The organism is Streptomyces sp. NPDC001068, assembly GCF_042897315.1.
Classification (GTDB): domain Bacteria; phylum Actinomycetota; class Actinomycetes; order Streptomycetales; family Streptomycetaceae; genus Streptomyces.
This window is the reverse complement of sequence record NZ_JBIAYD010000004.1, coordinates 303790-318230: the sequence shown is the minus strand read 5'-3', so window position 1 is coordinate 318230 and position 14441 is coordinate 303790. Positions and strand designations below refer to the sequence as shown.

Below are 14441 nucleotides of genomic sequence, written 5' to 3'. Positions count from 1 at the left end.
ACATGACGCCCAAAACACAAGAAAGCACCGGAGCTTCGCTGGACGAACGGATCACCGGAGCCCTCGTCGGGGCAGCCGTCGGCGACGCCCTCGGCGGTCCCGTCGAGGGCTACTCCCCCGACCAGATCCTGGAACGCCACGGCGGCCGCGTCCACGGCGTCGTCGGTCCCTGGAACGGCGACGCCTGGCGCACCGCCCGCCCCATCGCGCCGTACCACAAGGGCGACGGGCACGTCACCGACGACACCTTGATGACCCATGCGCTGGTACGGGTGTACGACCGCGTACGCGACCACCTCGACGCGTACGCGATCGCCGACCACCTGGTACCGGACCTGATGACCAACCCCCGCTGGATTCCGGAGCTGGAGGCCGAGACCATCCCGCTGCACCGGGTCTTCCTCGCCGAGAAGTGGCTGGCGGCCCGGCTGCACTACGGACATGTCGACCCCCGCGAGGCCGGCAACGGCAACATCGTCAACTGCGGCGCGGCGATGTACATGGCCCCGGTCGGCCTGGTCAACGCGGCGAACCCGCGGGCCGCCTACGCCGAGGCGCTGGACGTGGCGGGGGCCCACCAGTCGTCGTACGGCCGGGAGGCGGCCGGTGTGTTCGCGGCCGCGGTGGCGGCGGCGGCCGCACCGGGGGCGACACCGGACTCCGTCGTCACCGCGTGCCTGTCCCTGGCCAAGGACGGCACCCGGACCGCGATCGAGGACGTCTGCGAAGTGGCCGCACGCCACACCGACTTCGAGTCCGCCCTGGCCCCCCTCCGGGAGGCGGTCGCCCCCTACGACACGGTCGGCGCGGACTACCGCTCCCCCTCCCTCGGCGCCCGCCGCCCTTCCCGGCTGCACGCGATCGAGGAACTCCCCGTCGCGCTGGGCATGTTGCTGGTGGCCGGCGGCGACTTCCGGCACGCCGTCCTCGGTTCCGTCAACTACGGCCGGGACTGCGACTCGATCGCGACGATGGCCGCGGCGATCGCCGGCGCGCTGGGCTCGGCCGTGCCGGAGGAGTGGTCGAAGCCGGTCGCCGAGGCGAGCCGTCTCGACCTCTGGGAGCCGGCGCGCACGCTGACCGCCGTGACCAGGGAGGTCTTCGCCCGCGACACGGAACGCCGACGCGCCCACGAGGAGTCCTTCGCCCGCCTCGGAGGCCCGAGTTGCTCCGCGTGACCTGGGTCCAGCCGGAGGACCTGCTCGGCCACGAGATCCGCCAGGCCCGGCAGGACGGCCGGGAGCCCGGCGCGGTCGCGGCACGCTGGAAGGCGGCGGGGGGTGCGGACGCGCCGGACCGTGCGGGTGCCTCTCCGGACCGGGCGTCCCGCTACCTGCGCCGCCTGGCGGAAGACCTCCTCGACGAACTCGCGGACCTGCCGAGCAGGTTGGACGAGCCGACGGATCTCGAAGCGATCCGGGCGCTGTGCCTGCAGTGGCCGTCGTACGGCTGCGGCCCGGTGGGGGCCGACCGCGCGGTTCCCCGCGCCCCTGGCGGGGCGCTGCCCAGCCGCGTCCCGCACACCCAACTACGGGAAGGCCTGTCGCAGGGCGGCACGGGTGGGCGCAGCGGCACGCTGCCGGCGCGGGAGAGCGTCCCCACCCCCCGCGCATACCAGGCCGCCTGGCTCGGCCGGGCCGTCGGCTGCCTGCTCGGCAAACCCGTCGAGAAGCTTCCGCTGCACGCGATCCGCGAACTCGCCCGCGCCACCGGCAACTGGCCCCTGAACCACTACTTCACCGCCCGCGGGGTCCCCGCCGCCCTGCTCACCGCGCATCCCTGGAACCGCCGCTCCGCGACCACCTCCCTCGCCGAGAACATCGACGGCATGCCCGAGGACGACGACCTCAACTACCCCCTCCTCAACCTCCTCCTGCTCCAGCGCCACGGCCGTGCCTTCACCACCGCCGACGTGGCGCGGCTCTGGCTCGACGAGCTGCCCGCCGGACGTACCTTCACCGCCGAGCGCGTCGCCTACCGCAACCTCCTCACCGGCGTCGAACCCCCGCACACCGCCCGCCACCGCAACCCCTTCCGCGAGTGGATCGGCGCCCTGATCCGGGCCGACGTGCACGGCTGGACCAACCCCGGCGACCCGGCCGCCGCGGCCGAGCAGGCCCATCGCGACGCCACCCTCACCCACACGGCCAACGGCGTCTACGCGGCGATGTTCACGGCGGCCACCATCGCCACCGCCGCCACCGGCACCCACGACGTGCACGCCTGCCTGCGCTTCGGCCGCGCGGTGATCCCGCCCGAGTCCCGCCTGGCGCAGGCGGTCGACCGGGCGATCCGGCTGGCCCGGACCCACGAGGACTTCGAGACGGTCGTGGACGAACTCCACCGCACCCACTCCGCCACCCACCACTGGGTGCACGCCGTCCCCAACACCGCGCTGATCGCCGCCGCCCTCACCCACGCGGACGGCGACTTCACCGGGTCCGTCTGCCGTGCGGTCAGCGGCGGCTGGGACACCGACTCGAACGGGGCGACGGCCGGTTCCGTCGCCGGACTGCTCACCGGCACCCCCGACGCCCTCCCCGACCGCTGGACGACCCCGCTCAAGAACCGGCTCGCCACCTCCGTCGGCGGCTTCGACGGGACCGGCTTCGACATCCTCGCCCACCTCATCCACCTGGAGGCGACCCGCCCATGACCCATATCGCCGTACTCGGCAGCACGAACATGGACCTCGTCGCGTACGTCGAGAAGGCACCGCAGCTCGGCGAGACCGTGACCGGACGGGACTTCCGTACCGTCCCCGGCGGCAAGGGCGCCAACCAGGCGATCGCCGCCGCCCGCGCCGGCGCCACCGTCTCGATGATCGGCGCGGTCGGCCACGACGCCTACGGCGCCAGGATGCGGGAGACCCTCGAACACTCCGGCGTGGACACCGACTCGCTGCGCACGATCGAGTGCGCCTCCGGCACCGCGCACATCGTCGTGGACGACGAGGGCGGCAACGCGATCGTCGTGATTCCCGGCGCGAACGGCACCGTCGACCATCTCGCCCCCGGCGACGAGGGTGTCATCGCCTCCGCCGACACGCTCCTGCTCCAGCTGGAGATCCCGCTGGCCGCGGTCGTCGCCGGTGCGCAGGCCGCCCGCCGGCACGGCGTCCGGACCATCCTCACGCCGTCCCCGACCCGCCTGCTGCCCTCCGAACTCCTCGACAACATCGACCTGTTGATCGCCAACGAGCGCGAGGCAGCCGTCCTCACCGACCTGGCCGACCCACGGGACGCGGCCGCCGCCCTGCTCGGCCTGGTGCCGCAGGTCGTCGTCACCCTGGGCGCGGCCGGCAGCCTCTACCTCACCCGCGACGCCGCGCCCCTGGTCATCCCGGCACCCCGGGTTTCCGCCGTCGACTCGACGGGCGCGGGCGACACCTTCGCCGGTGCCCTCGCGGTCGCCCTGGCCGAGGAGAAGCCGATCCGGGAGGCCCTGTCCTGGGCGGCGGCCGCGGCCGCGCTCGCCGTGCAACGGGAAGGGGCGTCCACGTCCATGCCGTACCGACAGGAGATCGAGGCCCAGTACACCGCATGAGTACGACAACACAGCCCCAGCCCCTCGCCGGTCTGCGCGTCCTGGACCTCGCCACCCTCTTCGCCGGCCCGCTCGCCGCCACCCTGCTCGGTGACTTCGGCGCCGAGGTCGTCAAGGTCGAGCACCCCGCCAAACCCGACCCCTCCCGCGGGCACGGCCCGGCCAAGCAGGGAGTCGGCCTGTGGTGGAAGCTGCTCGGCCGCAACAAGCGGACCATCACCCTGGACCTGTCCAAGCCGGGTGGCCGTGCCACGCTGCTCCGGCTCGCCGCCGGCGCCGACGTGATCGTGGAGAACTTCCGGCCCGGCACCCTGGAGAAGTGGGACCTCGGCTGGGAGGAGCTCTCGGCCGCCAACCCCCGGCTGATCCTGACCCGGGTCACCGCCTTCGGCCAGTTCGGCCCCTACGCGCACCGCCCCGGCTTCGGCACCCTCGCCGAGGCGATGAGCGGCTTCGCGGCGATCACCGGCGATCCGGACGCCCCGCCCACGCTGCCGCCGTTCGGGCTCGCCGACTCCATCGCGGCGCTGGCGACCGCGTACGCCGTGATGACCGCGCTCGCCGCCCGGGACCGCACCGGCGAGGGCCAGGTCGTCGACATGGCGATCATCGAGCCGATCCTCACCGTCCTCGGCCCCCAGCCCACCTGGTTCGACCAGCTCGGCTACGTCCAGGAACGCACCGGCAACCGCTCCGCCAACAACGCCCCGCGCAACACCTACCGCACGGCGGACGGCACCTGGGTCGCCGTCTCCACCTCGGCCCAGTCGATCGCGGAACGCGTGCTGCGGCTGGTCGGGCGCCCGGAGCTGATCGACGAGCCGTGGTTCGCGACCGGCGCCGACCGGGCGGCGCACTCCGACATCCTCGACGCGGCCGTCGGCGACTGGATCGCCGTCCGCTCCCGGGCCGAGGTGCTGGCCGAGTTCGAGAAGGCGGAGGCGGCGGTGGCCCCCATCCAGGACGTCAGGGACGTCATGGACGACCCGCAGTACCTGGCGCTGGACACCGTCACCACCGTCCCCGACCCCGAACTGGGCCCGCTGCGCATGCAGAACGTCCTCTTCCGGCTCTCCTCGACCCCCGGCGCGATCCGCTGGACCGGCCGGCCGCACGGCGCCGACACCGACGAGGTCCTCACCGAACTGGGACTGACCCCGGCCCAGTTGCTGGCCCTGCGCGAGGAGGGCGCCGTATGACCCCCGCCCCCTTCCCGCTGACCTGGCTCTACGTTCCCGGTGACCGGCCGCACGTGGTCACCAAGGCGCTGGCCTCCGGCGCGGACGTGGTGGTGATCGACCTGGAGGACGCCGTCGCCCCCGACCGCAAGGACTGTGCCCGCGCCGCCACCGCCGACCTCCTCGCCCACCCCCAGCCGGTCCCGGTGCACGTCCGGATCAACGGCCTGGGCACCCCCTGGTCCGAGGCCGACCTCCGGGACCTGCTCGGCCTGCCCGGCCTCGCCGGCCTGCGCCTGCCCAAGGTGACCGGCCCGGACGACATCCACCGCGTCACGGCCCGCAGCGCCGCTCTCCCCCTGTACGGGCTCCTCGAATCGGCCCTCGGCATCGAACACGCCTACGCCATCGCGACCGCCCATCCCGCCCTGCGGGGCATCTCGCTCGGGGAGGCGGACCTCCAGGCGGACCTGGGTGTGTACGACGACATCGGGCTCGACTGGTCCCGGTCCCGGATCGTGGTCGCCGCCCGGGCCGCCGGTCTCGCCCCGCCGCCCCAGTCGGTGCACCCGGACACCCGAGACCTCAAGGGCCTCGCGACCTCCTGCGCCCGCGGCCGGGCCCTGGGCTTCCTCGGCCGCGCCGCCATCCACCCCCGTCAGCTCCCGATCATCGAACGCGCCTACCTGCCCACCCTCGCCGAACTGGAACAGGCCGAAATGATCATCAAGGCGGCCACCACGGAACAGGGCGCCCAGGCGCTCCCGGACGGCAGCTTCATCGACGCGGCGGTGGTCGCCACGGCCCGCAGAACCCTGTCCCTGCTGAACCGCCGCTGACCTGCGAGCCCCGGCAGGGTGGGGCTCTTCAGCCGCTGCGGCGAGCACCCCGCGGCGCCGTCCGGCGGTGCCGGCTCGCCGAAACCCGCCGGCCCGCACGCGAAGAGGGCGCCCGGTTGATCCGGGCGCCCTCTTCGTCGTATCGCGGCAGGTCAGCTCTTCTTGGCCGCCGCCCCGGCCTCGTCCTTGGCGCCGTCTCCGGCGTCGGCCTTGGCACCGTCCCCGGCGTCGTCGCCGGCCTCGCCCTTGGCCTCCTCGTCGGCCTCGGCCTCGACCTTGGCGGACTCCGTCTCCGGAGCCTCCTCGGCACCGACGGCCCCACCCGCCTCGGCGGTGTCGTCGGTGTCGTCGGCCTTGACGGTTTCCGTGGGCTCACCCGCACCGGCGTCGCCGTCGGAGGCACCCGCCTCGGTCTCGCCGTCGGAGACGCCCGGCTCGACCACGGCCTCCCGGCCCGGCCGCTTCTTCGCGGACAGCACCATGTACAGGACCGCGAGCAGGAACACGATCAACGCGGTCCAGTCGTTGAGCCGCAGGCCGAGGATGTGATGGGCGTCGTCGACCCGCATGTACTCGATCCAGCCGCGGCCGACGCAGTACGCGGCGACGTACAGCGCGAACGCCCGGCCGTGGCCCAGCTTGAAGCGGCGGTCGGCCCAGATGACCAGGAAGCCGACGCCGACGCACCACAGCGACTCGTAGAGGAAGGTCGGGTGGTAATAGCCGGGAACCCGGCCGCCCTCGGACGAGGTGATGTGCAGCGCCCACGGCACATGGGTCTCGCGGCCGTACAGCTCCTGGTTGAACCAGTTGCCCCAGCGGCCGATCGCCTGGGCGAAGGCGATGCCGGGAGCGATGGCGTCGGCGTACGCGGGCAGCGGGATGCCCCGGCGCCGGCAGCCGATCCAGGCACCGACCGCGCCGAGCGCGATCGCCCCCCAGATGCCGAGGCCGCCCTGCCACACCTTGAACGCGTCGACCCAGTCACGGCCCTCGCTGAAGTACAGCTCGTAGTCCGTGATCACGTGGTAGAGGCGCCCGCCGACCAGGCCGAACGGGACGGCCCAGACCGCGATGTCGGCCACGGTGCCGGACCGCCCGCCGCGGGCGGTCCAGCGCCTGTTTCCGAGCCAGACGGCTACGAAGACACCGATGATGATGCAGAAGGCGTAGCCGCGCAGCGGGATGGGACCGAGGTGGATCACTCCGCGCGAAGGGCTGGGAATGTAGGCAATTTCTTCCATGGCAGGGTCGACGCTACCGTGCCGGACCGGGCCGACGGCAATCAGCCCGGCTACGGCTCCATAACAGGGGCGTGAGATTCGCTTACCCCGCTCACCCCTTGTTGGCGTCCTCCACCAGCTGTGTCAGCTTGGCCGGGGTCATCGTCTGGTCCTGGTAGATGTTCTTGCCGTCGAGCAGCACGGTCGGGGTACCGCCGTACTTGGCCGCCTGGAAGGCCTCGTTGGACTTCACGACCCAGGCGTTGTGCTTGCCGTCCTTGACACATTTCTGGAAGGCCGGTGTGTTCAGGCCGTCGACCTTGCCGGCCAGCTCGATCAGCTTGTCGTTGTTCGAGAAGGCGTCGTCGGTCTCCTTGGGCTGGTTCTCGTACAGCGTGTCGTGGAAGTCGCGGAACTTCCCCGCGTCCTGGGCGCAGGCCGCCGCGTTGGCCGCGTTCCGGGAGCCGCTGCCGCCGAGGTTGCCGTCGATCAGCGTGACCAGGTGGTACTCGATCCTGAGCTTGCCGGAGTCGGTCAGCTGGTGGAGCGTGGGCCGGTACGCCGCCTCGAAGGCCTGGCAGGCCGGGCACCGGAAGTCCTCCCAGACGGTGAGCGTGGCCTTGGCGTCGTCCTTGCCGACCGGGATCGCGAGGCTGTCCTTGCCCTGCGCGCCCGAGGGAGCCACGACCGGGCCGGAACTCTCGCCGCCCTTGTCCTTGCCCGCGTTCGCCGCGACCACGCCGATCACCGCGGCCAGGCCGAGGACGCAGACCACGCTCGCGCCCACGATCAGCGCGCGCCGTCGCTTCTCCGCGGTCCGCTGCTTCTCGCGGTCGGCCGCCAGCCGCTCACGGGCCGTCCGCTTTCCGTCACGATTCTTCTCGCTCACACCACCAGAACGAACCGGGGAGGCGCACCGCGCCTCCCCGGTCCCAGGTCCACCCGTTCGAGTGAGCGGACCGTGTGCGTCTCTCCGCTACGCCCGTCCGCGCACGCCCTTCGCCAGGTCACCGGCGAGGTCCCGGACGGCCGCCACGCCGGCCTCGTCGTCCGGCGCCTCCAGCATCCGCTTGACGAAGGCCGAGCCGACGATCACCCCGTCGGCGAAGCCCGCGACCTCGGCGGCCTGGGCGGCGTCGGAGACCCCGAGGCCGACGCAGACGGGCAGGTCCGTGCCGGTGGCCCGGGTGCGTTCCACCAGGTCCTGGGCCTGCGCGCCGACCGACGCCCGGGTACCGGTGACGCCCATCAGGGAGGCCGCGTAGACGAACCCGCTGCCCGCCGCCGTGATCGTGGCGAGCCGTTCGTCCTTGCTGCTCGGCGCCACCACGAAGACGGTCGCCAGACCGTGCTTGTCGGCGTGCTCGCGCCACAGCGCCGACTCCTGGACGGGCAGGTCGGGCAGGATGCAGCCCGCGCCGCCCGCCTCGGCCAGTTCGGCGGTGAACCGCTCGACGCCGTAGCGGTCGATGGGGTTCCAGTACGTCATGACGAGGATCGGCTTGCCGGTGGCCGCGTGGGCCTCCTTGACCGTGCGCATGACGTCCGCGATCTTGACGCCGCCGCGCAGGGCGATGTCGTCGGCGGTCTGGATGACCGGGCCGTCCAGGACCGGGTCGCTGTGCGGCAGCCCGACCTCGACGACGTCCGCGCCGCCGTCCAGGACGGCCTTGATCGCCTCGATGCCGCCGGCCACGGTCGGGAACCCGGCCGGGAGGTAGGCGATGAGCGCGGCCCGGCCCTCGGCCCTGGCGCCGGCGAGGGCCTCGTTCAGCAGTCGGATGTTCCCGCTCACTTGGCGTCCCCCTCGATCTCGGCGGTGTCGGCGGCGTCGGCCGCGACCTCGGCGTCGGTGTCGTACAGCCCGAAGTAGCGTGCGGCGGTGTCCATGTCCTTGTCGCCGCGGCCCGACAGGTTGACCACGATCAGCCCGTCCTCGCCGAGTTCCCTGCCGACCTCCAGGGCGCCGGCCAGGGCGTGCGCGCTCTCGATGGCCGGGATGATGCCCTCGGTGCGGGAGAGCAGGCGCAGGGCCTGCATGGCCGCGTCGTCGGTGACCGCGCGGTACTCGCCGCGGCCCGAGTCCTTGAGGTAGGAGTGCTCCGGGCCGATGCCGGGGTAGTCCAGGCCGGCCGAGATCGAGTACGGCTCGGTGATCTGGCCCTCCTCGTCCTGGAGGACGTAGGACCGGGAGCCGTGCAGGATGCCGGGCTCGCCCGCGGTGAGGGTGGCGGCGTGCTCGCCGGTCTCGATGCCGTGGCCCGCGGGCTCGCAGCCGATGAGACGGACACCTTCGTCGGGGATGAAGGCGTGGAAGAGGCCGATGGCGTTGGAGCCGCCGCCGACGCAGGCGATCGCCGCGTCGGGCAGGCGGCCGGCGCGCTCCAGGATCTGGCGGCGGGCCTCGACGCCGATGACCCGGTGGAAGTCGCGGACCATGGCCGGGAAGGGGTGCGGGCCGGCGACCGTGCCGAAGAGGTAGTGGGTGCGGTCGACGTTGGCCACCCAGTCGCGGAACGCCTCGTTGATGGCGTCCTTCAGGGTGCGGCTGCCGGACTTCACGGCGATGACCTCGGCGCCGAGCATGCGCATCCGGGCCACGTTGAGGGCCTGGCGCTCGGTGTCGATCTCGCCCATGTAGATGGTGCAGTCGAGGCCGAACAGCGCGCAGGCGGTCGCGGTGGCCACGCCGTGCTGGCCGGCGCCGGTCTCCGCGATCACCCGGGTCTTGCCCATGCGCTTGGTCAGCAGGGCCTGGCCGAGCACATTGTTGATCTTGTGTGAGCCGGTGTGGTTGAGATCCTCGCGCTTGAGGAAGATCCGGGCGCCCCCCGCTTCCGCGCCGAACCGGGGGACCTCGGTGAGCGCCGAGGGACGGCCGGTGTAGTTGAGGAGCAGGTCGTCGAGTTCGCGGGCGAACCCGGGGTCGTTCTTGGCCTTGTCGTATTCGACGGCCACCTCGTCCACGGCCGCCACGAGGGCCTCCGGGATGAACTTGCCGCCGAAGGAGCCGAAGTAGCCCTCGGCGCTGGGCACCTGACCGGTGGGGTCAGGGAAGAAGAAGTCGCTGGGCATGCGAAAGCCTCACGGTGAGTGTGTGGAGAGAAGACACTGTTCGCCGTGGGGGCGGAGACTTGTCCGATGACCGCGAGCCGTCAGTGGCTGCTCGCGCAGTTCCCCGCGCCCCTGAAGGGGCGCTGCCATCGGCGCCCGTTCACCTGCCCGGGTTCGGCACCGATGACATAGCGGACCCGGCGGCCGTGCACCCGGCGGGCCGGCGCTCGGCAGCCCCTGGGCCGGCAGCCGCGCGCGAGGCGGGCGTACCGGTCCACGGTCGTCACGGTGGGAGTCATCGGGGTCAGCCTAGCGGGTGATCAGGGGCGGCCGTGGCGCAGCGCCGGGTGTTCGCCCGCCGCCACCAGATCGGCCACCGCGGCCTTGGGGTCGCGGCCGGTCACCAGGGACTCGCCGACCAGGACCGCGTCGGCGCCCGCGTTGGCGTAGGCGATCAGGTCGTGCGGGCCGCGGACGCCGGACTCGGCGACCTTGACGACGGTGTCGGGGATCTCCGGGGCGACCCGCTCGAAGGTGGAGCGGTCGACCTCCAGGGTCTTCAGGTTGCGCGCGTTGACGCCGATCACCTTGGCACCCGCGTCCACCGCGCGCTCGATCTCGTCCTCGTCGTGCACCTCGACGATCGGGGTGAGACCGATGGAGACCGCGCGCTCGATCAGCGACTCCAGGGCCGGCTGCTCGAGAGCGGCGACGATCAGCAGCGCGAGGTCGGCGCCGTACGCGCGTGCCTCCCACAGCTGGTACGACGTGACGATGAAGTCCTTGCGCAGGACCGGGATGTCCACGCGGGCCCGGACCGCCTCCAGGTCGGCCAGCGAGCCGCCGAAGCGGCGCTGCTCGGTCAGGACCGAGATGACGGCCGCGCCGCCCGCCTCGTAGTCCGCGGCGAGCCCGGCCGGGTCGGCGATCGCCGCCAGCGCGCCCTTGGACGGGCTGGAGCGCTTGACCTCGCAGATCACCTTGACGCCGTCGCCACGCAGTGCGGCCACGCCGTCCTTGGCCGCGGGCGCCTTGGCCGCGCGTTCCTTGAGCTCGTCGAGGCTGACGCGCGCCTGCCGCTCCGCGAGGTCGGCACGGACTCCGTCGATGATCTCGTCGAGCACACTCACGCGAGCGGTCCCCTTCCGGTTCCGGGCGGTTCTGCCGAGCGGGTCCCAACCCAGGCGGGTCAAAACCCATGGTCATACCGATGGTATCCGCAGGACGGCGCCGACCTCGCATCCGGCCGACGGCGGTCCCCCCTACCTGGACGTTCGCCGGTCGATCAAGGATGCAACCAGTCGGCGAAGGGTAGGTTCCGGACAACGGTGAAGACGAGCAGCAGAGCGCCCAGGGTCCACATCAGCGCAGGCCTGAGCTCGATCCGGGCGGGCCGGCCGCGTACCGCGCGCGCCACCCAGACGGTCCACACCACGGCGAAGGCCAGATAGGCGGCCACGCCCGCCGCGTTGTCCCGCAGCGCGGCCGGGAGGTCGCCGTGGACGAAGGCGTGCGCGCCGCGCAGGCCGCCGCAGCCGGGGCAGTACAGGCCGGTGAGCCGGAACAGGGGGCAGACCGGGTAGTGGCCGGGCTGGTTGGGGTCGACCGTGCCGACGTAGGCGAAGGCACCGACGACGGCGGCCATCACCCCCGCGGGCACGGCCAGCCGTCCCCGCAGGGAGGGCAGTGCCGGGGCGGCTGCGCTGGAGGTGTCGGCGTTCACGCCTCGCATTGTGCCCCCTACGGTCGGCACACGCGCGTGAGGGGCGCCCCGACGGCTCGGGACGCCCCTCGGAAGACGCTGCCGCTCAGCTCTCGGCGGCGACCGGCTCGCGGGTGACGGCCGGGGCGGTGCGCGTCACCAGGGCGGTCTGCTTCGGCATGCCGAGGCCCATGGCACGCATGATCATGCCGACCACGCCGCCCAGGAGCACGATCACCATGCCCGCCCAGAAGCCCAGGGGCTGGGCCATCACCATGAAGGCGCCCGCGACGCAGAAACCGATGAAGGCGATGGTGACGCCCGTCCAGGCGGCCGGGGTGTGACCGTGGCTGCTGCCCGCCATGACTTGCTCCTCGTTAGCTGGTGCGTGTCGTACGTGCCGTCCGTGGCCGCGCTCGTACGGGTCCGTTCCGGACGCTCTTGCTCCATTGTCCCGTACGGACGGGCCTGCCGGGAGCAGGGGTGGCGTCTGATGCGCCACATCGGTTCCCGTCGGCCGCGGTGACGCGGTCCGCAGGGGGGGTACGGAAGCGCGTTCGACGAGCGGCTGCCGCCGCCGGGGCCCGACGGGCGGCAGGCGGCGCCGCGGCGGAAGCGCGTTCGACGAGCGGCTGCCGCCGCCGGGGCCCGACGGGCGGCAGGCGGCGCCGCGGCCGGCCGACGGCACGGCGCCCCCGGCGGAGCCGTCACGCGCCCGTCGGATCCTCACCGCGGTCCAGGGCCTTCCAGATGTCCTCGGGCCGGTCGGGATCGACCGGCTTCGGCGCGCGGCGGGGCCGCTCCACGCCGGTGCCGCGCTCGTAGCGCCCCGACATGGCGGGCCACAGGCGCCCGTAGCGCAGCGCGAGCAGTCCGGCGATCAGGATGAGCACGCCGCCGGCGGCGGCGACGTAGGGCCAGCCGGTGTGGGTGAGGGCGCCGACCGTGGCGGAGGTGTCCCCGCTGGCCCGCGCGGCGCTCTCGTCCAGCGCGGAGTCGTCGGAGGCGCCCGCGAGCGCGGCGACGGCGATACCGGCGCCGGAGAGCGCGAGCAGCCCGGAGACCAGGAAACGGCCCGCCCTGCGGACGGCGAAGACGGCGACGAGCGCGGCGAGGCCCACTATGGCGAGGGCCGCCGGAACGCCCGTGACGTCGCTGCCCTTGGCGGTCAGCGGGAAGGCGCCACCGGCCACCGTCGCGGTGCCCTCCGCCCAGCGCTGCCGGCTGGACAGCAGGGCCACGGCCGCGCCCAGCGCGCCGAACAACAGCGCGACGGCGAGGCTGCGGCGGCCGGACCCGCGGTGCGCGGCGGCTTCGGAACGGGGGTGAGGAACAGCAGTCACGTACTCCACTATCGCTTGAACCCCGGGCGAACGGTCACCCGGGGCCGGGTGAGAAGCGCCCTACTTGCCCAGCCTGTTGGCCGTGTGCACCGCGCGGAGCACCGCCGCCGCCTTGTTGCGGCACTCCTGGTCCTCGGCGGCCGGGTCGGAGTCGGCGACGATTCCGGCGCCCGCCTGGACGTACGCCGTGCCGTCCCGCAGCAGGGCGGTACGGATCGCGATGGCGGTGTCGGAGTCGCCCGCGAAGTCGAGGTAGCCGACGCATCCGCCGTACAACCCCCTTCTGGACGGCTCCAGTTCGTCGATGATCTGCATCGCCCGCGGCTTGGGCGCGCCGGAGAGGGTGCCGGCCGGGAAGCAGGCGGTGAGGACGTCGAAGGCGGTGCGGCCCTCGGCGACCCTTCCGGTGACCGTGGAGACGATGTGCATGACGTGCGAGTACCGCTCGACGGACATGAAGTCGACGACCTCGACGGAGCCCGGTTCGCAGACCCGGCCCAGGTCGTTGCGGCCGAGGTCGACGAGCATCAGGTGCTCGGCGCGCTCCTTGGGGTCGGCCAGCAGTTCGTCGGCGAGGTCCTGGTCCTCGCGCGGGGTGGCCCCGCGCGGTCGGGTGCCGGCGATGGGGTGGACCATGGCCCGCCCGTCCTCGACCTTGACCAGCGCCTCGGGGCTGGATCCCACGACGTCGAAGTCCTCGAAGCGGAACAGGTACATGTACGGGGACGGGTTGGTGGCCCTCAGGACCCGGTAGACGTCCAGCGCACTGGCCGTGCACGGGGTCTCGAAGCGCTGTGAGGGGACCACCTGGAAGGCCTCGCCGGCGCGGATGCGCTCCTTGATGTCCTCGACCGCCACCTTGAAGTCGGGGCCGCCCCACAGGGCGGTGTACCCGGGGAGCTCTGAGGGGGGCAGGGCGGCCGGGGGCTGGGCGACCGGGCGCGAGAGGTCGGCCTCCATGGCGTCGAGGCGGGCGATCGCGTCGTGGTAGGCCTCGTCGACGCCGGTGTCGAGGTCGTTGTGGTTGATCGCGTTGGCGATCAGCAGGACCGAACCCTCCCAGTGGTCCATCACCGCGAGGTCGCTGGTGAGGAGCATGGTCAGCTCGGGCAGCCCGAGGTCGTCCCGCTCCCCCGGGCCGATCTTCTCCAGGCGGCGCACGATGTCGTAGCCGAGGTAGCCGACCATGCCGCCGGTGAACGGGGGCAGGTCCTCGGTGTGCGGGGTGTGCAGGGCCTCGATGGTGGCGCGCAGGGCGGCCAGCGGGTCGCCGTCGACGGGCACGCCGACCGGCGGGGCACCCAGCCAGTGGGCCTGGCCGTCCCGGGCGGTGAGAGTGGCCGCGGAGCGGACGCCCACGAACGAGTAGCGAGACCATTGGAAGGCCGTACGGCCGTTCTCGGCGGACTCCAGCAGGAAGGTGCCGGGGCGTTCGGCGGCGAGCTTGCGGTAGAGCGCGACCGGGGTGTCGCCGTCGGCGAGGAGCTTGCGGGTGACCGGGATGACGCGCCGGTCGGCCGCCAGCTTGCGGAAGGTCTCCAGTTCCATGGCGGCAG

The 14441-nt window shown here is 73.0% G+C and carries 15 protein-coding genes; 5 read left to right on the top strand and 10 right to left on the bottom strand.

Annotation, left to right across the window (positions count from 1 at the left end; genetic code table 11):
* Window positions 1-2 precede the first annotated feature (2 nt).
* Genes ACFY3I_RS13720 through ACFY3I_RS13700 form a run of 5 tightly spaced genes read left to right on the top strand, consistent with a single transcriptional unit; the run spans window position 3 to window position 5563 of the window.
* Entirely contained in the window at window positions 3-1178 is a 1176-nt protein-coding gene (locus ACFY3I_RS13720; protein ID WP_390860692.1) for an ADP-ribosylglycohydrolase family protein, read from the top strand.
* Window positions 1166-2656, top strand: coding sequence for an ADP-ribosylglycohydrolase family protein (locus ACFY3I_RS13715; RefSeq protein WP_390860691.1), 1491 nt, complete (start codon window positions 1166-1168; stop codon window positions 2654-2656). Before ACFY3I_RS13720 ends, ACFY3I_RS13715 begins: the two co-directional genes overlap by 13 nt.
* Window positions 2653-3546, top strand: a complete 894-nt coding sequence (rbsK, locus tag ACFY3I_RS13710) for a ribokinase (RefSeq protein WP_390860690.1) — start codon at window positions 2653-2655, stop codon at window positions 3544-3546. The genes ACFY3I_RS13715 and rbsK overlap by 4 nt, the downstream gene beginning before the upstream one ends.
* On the top strand, window positions 3543-4745 hold the full coding sequence (locus ACFY3I_RS13705; protein ID WP_390860689.1) for a CaiB/BaiF CoA transferase family protein: 1203 nt from the start codon (window positions 3543-3545) through the stop codon (window positions 4743-4745). The genes rbsK and ACFY3I_RS13705 overlap by 4 nt, the downstream gene beginning before the upstream one ends.
* Complete coding sequence (locus ACFY3I_RS13700; protein ID WP_390860688.1) at window positions 4742-5563, top strand: HpcH/HpaI aldolase/citrate lyase family protein; 822 nt, start codon at window positions 4742-4744, stop codon at window positions 5561-5563. The genes ACFY3I_RS13705 and ACFY3I_RS13700 overlap by 4 nt, the downstream gene beginning before the upstream one ends.
* A 152-nt stretch (window positions 5564-5715) precedes the next feature.
* Here the strand turns inward: ACFY3I_RS13700 and lgt are convergent, their stop codons facing one another.
* From lgt to ACFY3I_RS13650, 10 genes are all read right to left on the bottom strand, one after another.
* Complete coding sequence (gene lgt / locus ACFY3I_RS13695) at window positions 5716-6807, bottom strand: prolipoprotein diacylglyceryl transferase (protein WP_390860687.1); 1092 nt, start codon at window positions 6805-6807, stop codon at window positions 5716-5718.
* 91 nt (window positions 6808-6898) lie between these two features.
* Window positions 6899-7675 (bottom strand): thioredoxin domain-containing protein, encoded by a 777-nt coding sequence (locus ACFY3I_RS13690; RefSeq protein ID WP_365283182.1) that lies wholly within the window; start codon window positions 7673-7675, stop codon window positions 6899-6901.
* An 87-nt stretch (window positions 7676-7762) separates the two neighbouring features.
* On the bottom strand, window positions 7763-8581 hold the full coding sequence (trpA, locus tag ACFY3I_RS13685; RefSeq protein ID WP_390860686.1) for a tryptophan synthase subunit alpha: 819 nt from the start codon (window positions 8579-8581) through the stop codon (window positions 7763-7765).
* Window positions 8578-9861, bottom strand: coding sequence for a tryptophan synthase subunit beta (gene trpB / locus ACFY3I_RS13680; protein WP_365283178.1), 1284 nt, complete (start codon window positions 9859-9861; stop codon window positions 8578-8580). Before trpB ends, trpA begins: the two co-directional genes overlap by 4 nt.
* A gap of 80 nt (window positions 9862-9941) precedes the next feature.
* The gene (trpM, locus tag ACFY3I_RS13675) at window positions 9942-10139 is read right to left on the bottom strand and encodes a tryptophan biosynthesis modulator TrpM (RefSeq protein ID WP_365283176.1); all 198 of its coding nucleotides are present in this window, start codon (window positions 10137-10139) and stop codon (window positions 9942-9944) included.
* A gap of 21 nt (window positions 10140-10160) precedes the next feature.
* The gene (gene trpC / locus ACFY3I_RS13670; RefSeq protein ID WP_365283174.1) at window positions 10161-10970 is read right to left on the bottom strand and encodes an indole-3-glycerol phosphate synthase TrpC; all 810 of its coding nucleotides are present in this window, start codon (window positions 10968-10970) and stop codon (window positions 10161-10163) included.
* Between the two features lie 155 nt (window positions 10971-11125).
* The gene (locus tag ACFY3I_RS13665) at window positions 11126-11572 is read right to left on the bottom strand and encodes a DUF2752 domain-containing protein (protein ID WP_365283172.1); all 447 of its coding nucleotides are present in this window, start codon (window positions 11570-11572) and stop codon (window positions 11126-11128) included.
* Between the two features lie 76 nt (window positions 11573-11648).
* Window positions 11649-11906 (bottom strand): HGxxPAAW family protein, encoded by a 258-nt coding sequence (locus tag ACFY3I_RS13660; protein WP_365283170.1) that lies wholly within the window; start codon window positions 11904-11906, stop codon window positions 11649-11651.
* A gap of 343 nt (window positions 11907-12249) precedes the next feature.
* On the bottom strand, window positions 12250-12894 hold the full coding sequence (locus tag ACFY3I_RS13655; RefSeq protein WP_365283168.1) for a TIGR02234 family membrane protein: 645 nt from the start codon (window positions 12892-12894) through the stop codon (window positions 12250-12252).
* Between the two features lie 51 nt (window positions 12895-12945).
* The gene (locus ACFY3I_RS13650; protein WP_390860684.1) at window positions 12946-14433 is read right to left on the bottom strand and encodes an anthranilate synthase component I; all 1488 of its coding nucleotides are present in this window, start codon (window positions 14431-14433) and stop codon (window positions 12946-12948) included.
* Window positions 14434-14441 lie beyond the last annotated feature (8 nt).

What these genes read in the sequence shown, in the direction of transcription:
- ACFY3I_RS13720 (WP_390860692.1), top strand. Translation starts at nt 3, where the DNA reads ATGACGCCCAAAACACAAGAAAGCACCGGAGCTTCGCTGGACGAACGG.
- rbsK (WP_390860690.1), top strand. Translation starts at nt 2,653, where the DNA reads ATGACCCATATCGCCGTACTCGGCAGCACGAACATGGACCTCGTCGCG.
- ACFY3I_RS13705 (WP_390860689.1), top strand. Translation starts at nt 3,543, where the DNA reads ATGAGTACGACAACACAGCCCCAGCCCCTCGCCGGTCTGCGCGTCCTG.
- ACFY3I_RS13700 (WP_390860688.1), top strand. Translation starts at nt 4,742, where the DNA reads ATGACCCCCGCCCCCTTCCCGCTGACCTGGCTCTACGTTCCCGGTGAC.
- lgt (WP_390860687.1), bottom strand. Translation starts at nt 6,807, where the DNA reads ATGGAAGAAATTGCCTACATTCCCAGCCCTTCGCGCGGAGTGATCCAC.
- trpB (WP_365283178.1), bottom strand. Translation starts at nt 9,861, where the DNA reads ATGCCCAGCGACTTCTTCTTCCCTGACCCCACCGGTCAGGTGCCCAGC.
- trpM (WP_365283176.1), bottom strand. Translation starts at nt 10,139, where the DNA reads ATGACTCCCACCGTGACGACCGTGGACCGGTACGCCCGCCTCGCGCGC.
- ACFY3I_RS13665 (WP_365283172.1), bottom strand. Translation starts at nt 11,572, where the DNA reads ATGCGAGGCGTGAACGCCGACACCTCCAGCGCAGCCGCCCCGGCACTG.
- ACFY3I_RS13660 (WP_365283170.1), bottom strand. Translation starts at nt 11,906, where the DNA reads ATGGCGGGCAGCAGCCACGGTCACACCCCGGCCGCCTGGACGGGCGTC.
- ACFY3I_RS13650 (WP_390860684.1), bottom strand. Translation starts at nt 14,433, where the DNA reads ATGGAACTGGAGACCTTCCGCAAGCTGGCGGCCGACCGGCGCGTCATC.